Annotated in this window: 5 protein-coding genes and 1 pseudogene; 1 reads left to right on the top strand and 5 read right to left on the bottom strand. The window is 76.3% G+C overall.

What is annotated here, in order from left to right:
- From ACFXA3_RS34140 to ACFXA3_RS34120, 5 genes and pseudogenes are all read right to left on the bottom strand, one after another.
- Positions 1 to 348 (bottom strand): annotated as a pseudogene (locus tag ACFXA3_RS34140) (hypothetical protein); the annotation flags it as partial.
- 214 nt (positions 349 to 562) lie between these two features.
- A complete protein-coding gene (locus ACFXA3_RS34135; RefSeq protein WP_385193359.1) occupies positions 563 to 1,465 on the bottom strand; it encodes a 4'-phosphopantetheinyl transferase family protein in 903 nt (300 codons plus the stop codon).
- Positions 1,466 to 1,482: 17 nt separating this feature from the next.
- Positions 1,483 to 3,276 carry an acyl-CoA dehydrogenase gene (locus ACFXA3_RS34130; protein WP_385193356.1) on the bottom strand — a complete coding sequence of 598 codons (1,794 nt, stop codon included), beginning with the start codon at positions 3,274 to 3,276 and terminating at the stop codon, positions 1,483 to 1,485.
- A gap of 203 nt (positions 3,277 to 3,479) precedes the next feature.
- The gene (locus ACFXA3_RS34125) at positions 3,480 to 4,286 is read right to left on the bottom strand and encodes an acyltransferase domain-containing protein (RefSeq protein ID WP_385193353.1); all 807 of its coding nucleotides are present in this window, start codon (positions 4,284 to 4,286) and stop codon (positions 3,480 to 3,482) included.
- On the bottom strand, positions 4,276 to 4,572 hold the full coding sequence (locus ACFXA3_RS34120) for an antibiotic biosynthesis monooxygenase (RefSeq protein WP_054223933.1): 297 nt from the start codon (positions 4,570 to 4,572) through the stop codon (positions 4,276 to 4,278). Before ACFXA3_RS34120 ends, ACFXA3_RS34125 begins: the two co-directional genes overlap by 11 nt.
- A gap of 342 nt (positions 4,573 to 4,914) precedes the next feature.
- Between ACFXA3_RS34120 and ACFXA3_RS34115 the strand changes: the two genes are divergently transcribed.
- Positions 4,915 to 5,184 (top strand): PqqD family peptide modification chaperone, encoded by a 270-nt coding sequence (locus ACFXA3_RS34115; protein ID WP_385193349.1) that lies wholly within the window; start codon positions 4,915 to 4,917, stop codon positions 5,182 to 5,184.
- Positions 5,185 to 5,488: the final 304 nt, after the last annotated feature.

Here is a 5,488-nt window from a genome sequence, read left to right as displayed (position 1 = left end):
GCCGCCCCCGGGGGGGGCGCCCCGCGCGCGCGGGCCGCCGCGCGGGCGCGCGGCCCCGGCGCCCGGGCCCCCCGGGGGGGCCCCCCGCGCCGGGCGGCCGTCGCGGGCCGCGGGGTCGGTGAGCAGGTCGGCGAGCCGGCCGGCCAGGGAGGGCCGGCCGGCGGGCCGTTCGCCGGGCCGGCAGGTCAGCTGGAGCGTGTGGTGGGTCGCGGTGTGGCGGCGCAGCTTCGGCCCGCAGGGCGCCGCCATGACGAGGGCGGTGGCCATGAGCGGGGCGTCGAGGGGCCCGACCAGGTCGAGTGCCGGTGGCGTGCCGGGGGCGATCACCACGGTGATGGCGTCGTCCATCGGTCCCCCGTCCCGTCGCACGCCATGGAAACGCCCCTGAGACGGGCGAGTCAAGTCGAAGTCAAGACTAAGGCAAAAGGAGGTCAAACAACATGCCTCAGGCATCGGACTGTCCGATTCCACATGGAACTTGGCAAGTTCCGTGTGTCATGTGCCCGACTTCCCGGCGCTCAACGGGCGGTCGGCGGGACGGCCGTGGACGCCCCGCCCCCGGTCAGGCCGGGTCCAGCAGTGCCGCCGACACCATGGCGACGAAGCCCTCGTCGAGCATGGTGGCCACGGCACTGTCCCGGGACGTGTCCAGTCCGGCGTCGTGGCAGGCCACGCTGAGGAGGTAGCGCCCGGCCACCGGGTAGGTGCCGAAGGCCCATTCGCCGTGCGTGGCGGGCGTGCCGTCGGGGGCGAGCAGGCCGGTCTCCCCGCTGGTCGCCGTGGCGAAGCCGAACTCGGAGAAACCCATCCGCAGCCCCAGCCCGAGGGCCTTCGTGTACGCCTCCTTCAGCGTCCACAGCCGCAGCATGCCGGCCGCCTGCCCGCGTTCCCCCAGCGCCGCGAGCTCGGCGCGCTCGGCGGGGGTGCAGACCTGGTCCTGCAGCAGGTCGAAGGCCAGCCTGCGGTCGGCGGGTTCGGTGTCCACGCCGATCCGGCCGGTGCGGCTGATGCCGACCGCGATCAGATCGTCCGTGTGGGTCAGGCTCAGGTCCATCTGATCGAAGCCGCGCAGGTACGGACGTCCACCGGGCTTGTACGAAAGGTCGAGTTCCGCGGGCCCGGTGCCCAGCGCGGCGGCGGCCGTGTACCGGATCGCCAGCCGCGAGGCGACGAAGCGGTGCCGGGCGGTGGCGTCGGCCGTGTCCCGGTAGCGCACCCAGTCCCGGCCCAGCAGGCGGCGCAGCGCGGCCCCGGAGGCCGGCTCGGCGGGCCACTCGTCCCAGGTGGTGTGGATGCAGGCGTTGCCGTTGCGGACCATGCCCTCCGCCACGTCCGCCCAGGGCCCGTCGGGCCCGGCGGCGTGCACGGGCACGCTCAGCAGCGGCGAGTTCCGCGGCGCGTACCGGTCGTGCCGGTCGTGCCGGTCGTACGGGTCCTGCCGGTCGTACGGGTCCTGCTGGTTCATCGGCGTGTCCCCTCGGCTCACTGGGCCAGTTCGGTGGCGTCGAGGTCGCAGCTGCGCCCCGCCCGGTAGCGGCGCACGAGCTCCTCCAGCACCTGCCCGAGGCAGTCGTCGGGCAGTTCCGGCACCGGGATGCCGAGCCGGCCGCCGAGCCGGGTCAGCGCGAGCACGGCCCAGGCCGGTGAGGCGAGGAACGGCTCGCTGCCGTCCTGGCCCTCCCAGGTGCCCAGGACCGCGGCCGCCGCGAGCACCAGCGCGTAACGGTCGCTGAGCACGCACCACGCGGGATCGGCGAGGGCGGCGGCGCCCTGCGGGATCGCCCGGCACTGCTCGCGCAGCGCCCGCAGCTCGGTGACGAACGCCTCGGCGAGGTCGGCGAGGACGGCGAGCTGGCCGCCGACCCCGCGGACCTCCGCCAGCCGGGCGGCCGACCCGACGAGCGAGGCGGCGAGGAAGTCCCCGCCGTCGGCGATGCCCAGGAGCCGGTAGTCGAGCTGCGGCAGGCCCGCCGCGGAGCGGAACAGCTCGGGCGGCGGCTCCTCCTCCCTGAACCAGGCCCGCTCGGCCAGGGCGCGCAGCTGGGGCACGATCACGGCCTGGCACGCGGCGGTCCCGGCGTGCCCGAGCCCGGCGACCGGCAGGTCGCGGGAGAGCTTGTCCAGCGCGCCGTACTCGGGGGTGCCGTGCTGGTACCCGCGCGAGCCGAGCACGGCCGCCAGCTCCTCCAGGCTCTCCCGCAGCAGGTCGGGGACGACGTACTTGACCGCCGCCGCGAGCACGTGGGTGCGGTCCGGCAGCAGGCTCAGGGCGCGCAGCGCGACGGTGGCCATCCCGTCGCAGGCCAGCAGGTCGGCGAAGACCCCGGCGAGGGGCTTGTGGAAGCGGCGGGCCACGGGGCGGCTGCGGCCGGTGGTGGCGGCCCGCACCGCGGAGTGCAGGACCGTGCCGGCGGCGGAGACGGCCGTCGCGGAGATCACGCAGCGGTTGACCTGGTACGTGCGCAGCGCCAGCGCGACGCCTTCGCCGACCCGGCCGACGAGGGCGCCCTCCGGGACCTCGCAGTCGGTGAACTGCAGCCCGGAGAAGAGGGATCCGCGCATGCCCGCGGTCGGGACGCGCGGCAGGTGGGCGAGACCGCCGGCCGCGGCGAGCCCGTCCGGGTCGAGGAGCAGGACGGAGTGGCTGAGCGGGCTGCGGGCGCGGTCGGTGCGGGCGTAGACGACGTACGCGTCCGCCCGAGCGGCGTTGATGATGACGTCCTTGCGCCCGCTCAGCGAGAACCCGCCGCCGGGGCGCGGGGCCGCGGTGAACTCGTCGCGCAGGATGGCGTTCGCGTGGGCGAGCTCGTGGTGGACGATCGAGGCGCGCCCGCCGCCGAGCAGGACGTCCGCCGTGGCCCGGCGCTGGGCGGTGCTGCCGGCCGCCCAGACGGCGGACGTCGCGAACAGCGAGGTGATGCCGGAGCCGAAGCCGAGGGCGAGATCGCGGCGGAAGACCGGGCGCAGCACCTTGACGAGCAGGTCGGCGCGGGTGAGCCGGCCACCGAACTCGGCGGGCACGAACTCGGCGCCCAGGCCCGCCCCCACCAGCAGCCGCTCGGTGGCCGCGGGCGGCTCGCGCCGCTCGTCGGCGGCGAACAGGGCGCCGAGGCCGTGCGGGTTCGCGGGATCGTACGGGTCGCCCAGCAGGGCTTCGAGGCGCGCGGCCCGGCGCAGCGCCTCGGTCTCCTCGGCGGCGCGCCCGGCGGCCCGGCCGGGGGCGTGCCCGGCGGCCCCGTGCTCGGGACGTGTGGTGGTCTCGGTGGTGGTGGCCATGGTGGCGGAGATCAGCTCCTTCGTCCGGGACTCTCGGCCTGCGCTGTCCGCAGCCCGCGGGGCTGGTCCGTCCCAGGCCCTGCCGTCACGGTGGTGCCCGGCCCGCGACGACAGGACCTCGTGCGCGGATCTTCAGCGTGCGGGCACCGGCTCGACGCCCGCTCGAGGCGTCGTGCAGCACGGCCGGAGACCGGCCACCGGGGTCACCGGTGGCGGCGGTCCGCGGTGCGTCCCTCGATGTGGAGCAGCACCGCGCGGGCGGCGCGCAGTTCACAGCCGGGGAGGGTGTCCTCGGGGTCGGGCCCGCAGGGGTGGGGGCGGGTGAATCCGGCCGCTTCGAGGGTGCGTACGGCGTCGGCGGTACGGATGACCTGGTGGGCCTGGAGCAGCAGCCGCTCGGGCCGCAGCCGGCGTTCGTCCGGCCCGGGGCCGATGGCCCGGCCGGTCGCCGTGCACACGAGGTCGACGGAGGACCGCGGCGCGGGGGCGCTCTCGCGGGCCGCCTTCAGGAACTCGCCCTCGGCGGCCCGGGCGGCGCCGGGGGCGGGCCGCGGCGGGACGAGCCGGCCGAGCGCGGCGACGAGCCGGGCCGCGTCGGGAAGGCTCAGCACGCCCGCCACGTGCGCGGCGGCCAGTTCCCCGGCGCCCTGTCCGGCCACGGCGTCGGCCCGCAGCCCCCAGCTCTGCCAGAGCCGGTACACGGCCACCTGGAAGGCGAACAGCGCCGGCTGGGCGAACTCGGCCCGGCGGATCAGGCCCGAGTCGACCCCGCCCTCGGGGGCGAACACCACGGCGGCCAGCGGCAGCCGCAGCCAGGGGTCCAGCGCGTCGCGCACGCCGTCGTACGCGGTCCGGAACGCGGGGACCGAGCAGTACAGCTCGCGGCCGAGGGCGAGCCGCCGGCCCGCGTGACCGGTGAACAGGACGGTCAGCGGCGGGGCCGCGGAACGCCGCGGTGGCCGCGGCCCGCGGGGCCGGCGAGCGAGGAGGGCGGCCGCGTCATCGGACACCGGGCGCCGCCTCCACGGTCTCGTACAGACCGGGCTCGGGGGTCGCCAGCGGGCCCAGGTCCTTGACGAGGGCCTGGAACTGTTCGCTGCGGACGGCGTTGCGATGGGCCTCGGCGTCCTGCCACACGGCGAGTTCGAGGAAGATCCGCTCGTCGCCGAGGTGGCGCAGCGCCTCGTGGCCGATGTAGCCGGGCTGGCTGCTCATGTACGCGGTCAGGCGGTCCTTGACGGCCAGGAAGCGGTCGATGTCGCCGTGGACGGTCAGCTTGTTGACGAAGGTCACCATGAGGGCTCCTCGGGTCTGCCACGGCGGGGTTGCCGCCCTTGTGTGGGGTTCTGGGGGACTGGGGTTCCGGATGCCACGCTCGGCGGCGCGGCTCGAAGAGCCCTGGAAGACGGCTCGACCGCTCCTCCAGAGTGCCCGGGAACCGGCCGGAGCCCGGCGTGGCGGTCCGGTAAACCCCCCTAACTCCTGAATGTGGGCCCACAGGGGGTGTGGTGGGGGGAACCCCAGACTGCGGCCGGTTCCATGGCTCCTGCCCGGCTTCCGTAATAGCTTGAGGGTTCCTCGACCGGCCCGAAGGCCGGCGCCGAGCCGGCCCCGGAGGTGCCCGTGCGGATCCGACCGATGCCGGGGGTGCGTGTCACCTCCGTGGACGCCGACGGCCGCCTTGAACTGCTGGCCGCGTCGTCCACCGGCCCGGAGAGCTACCGCTGCGGCCCGGTGGGCACCGCCATGTGGATCGCCCTGCGCCAGCACGACGGCGACAGCGCGGCGGCGGCGGCCCTGCTCGCCCGGCTCTGGAACACCGGTCCCGAGAACGCCCGCGCGGACCTGGACATCTGGATCGAGGAAATGCGCGACGCGGGCCTCCTCCGCACGGACCCCACCCCCTGACGCCCCGCCACCAGCCACCAGGGGCCGCCGCCGACCGCCGGCCGCCGACTGGACCGGACCCGGCCGTCCGACGGCCACCACCGCCGCACCGGCGGCCCCGGCAGCACCGCCGCCACGACGAGCGCCCGCCGAACCCCTCCCCTGCCGGTCGCCCGCGCCAGGCCGTGCGCCGGCCACCGCGCGGGGGACCGCGACCACACCGGCCGGCCGTCTCGTGGACGGTCGATCCGCCACCCGAACGACCGCCCCTGCACCAGTCGGTATCCCGCATCAGGAACCGGGGCCACCACACCCTTCCCCCCGC

This window comes from Streptomyces sp. NPDC059456, from assembly GCF_042750055.1.
GTDB lineage: Bacteria > Actinomycetota > Actinomycetes > Streptomycetales > Streptomycetaceae > Streptomyces.
This window is presented reverse-complemented; position numbering and strand designations above follow the sequence as displayed.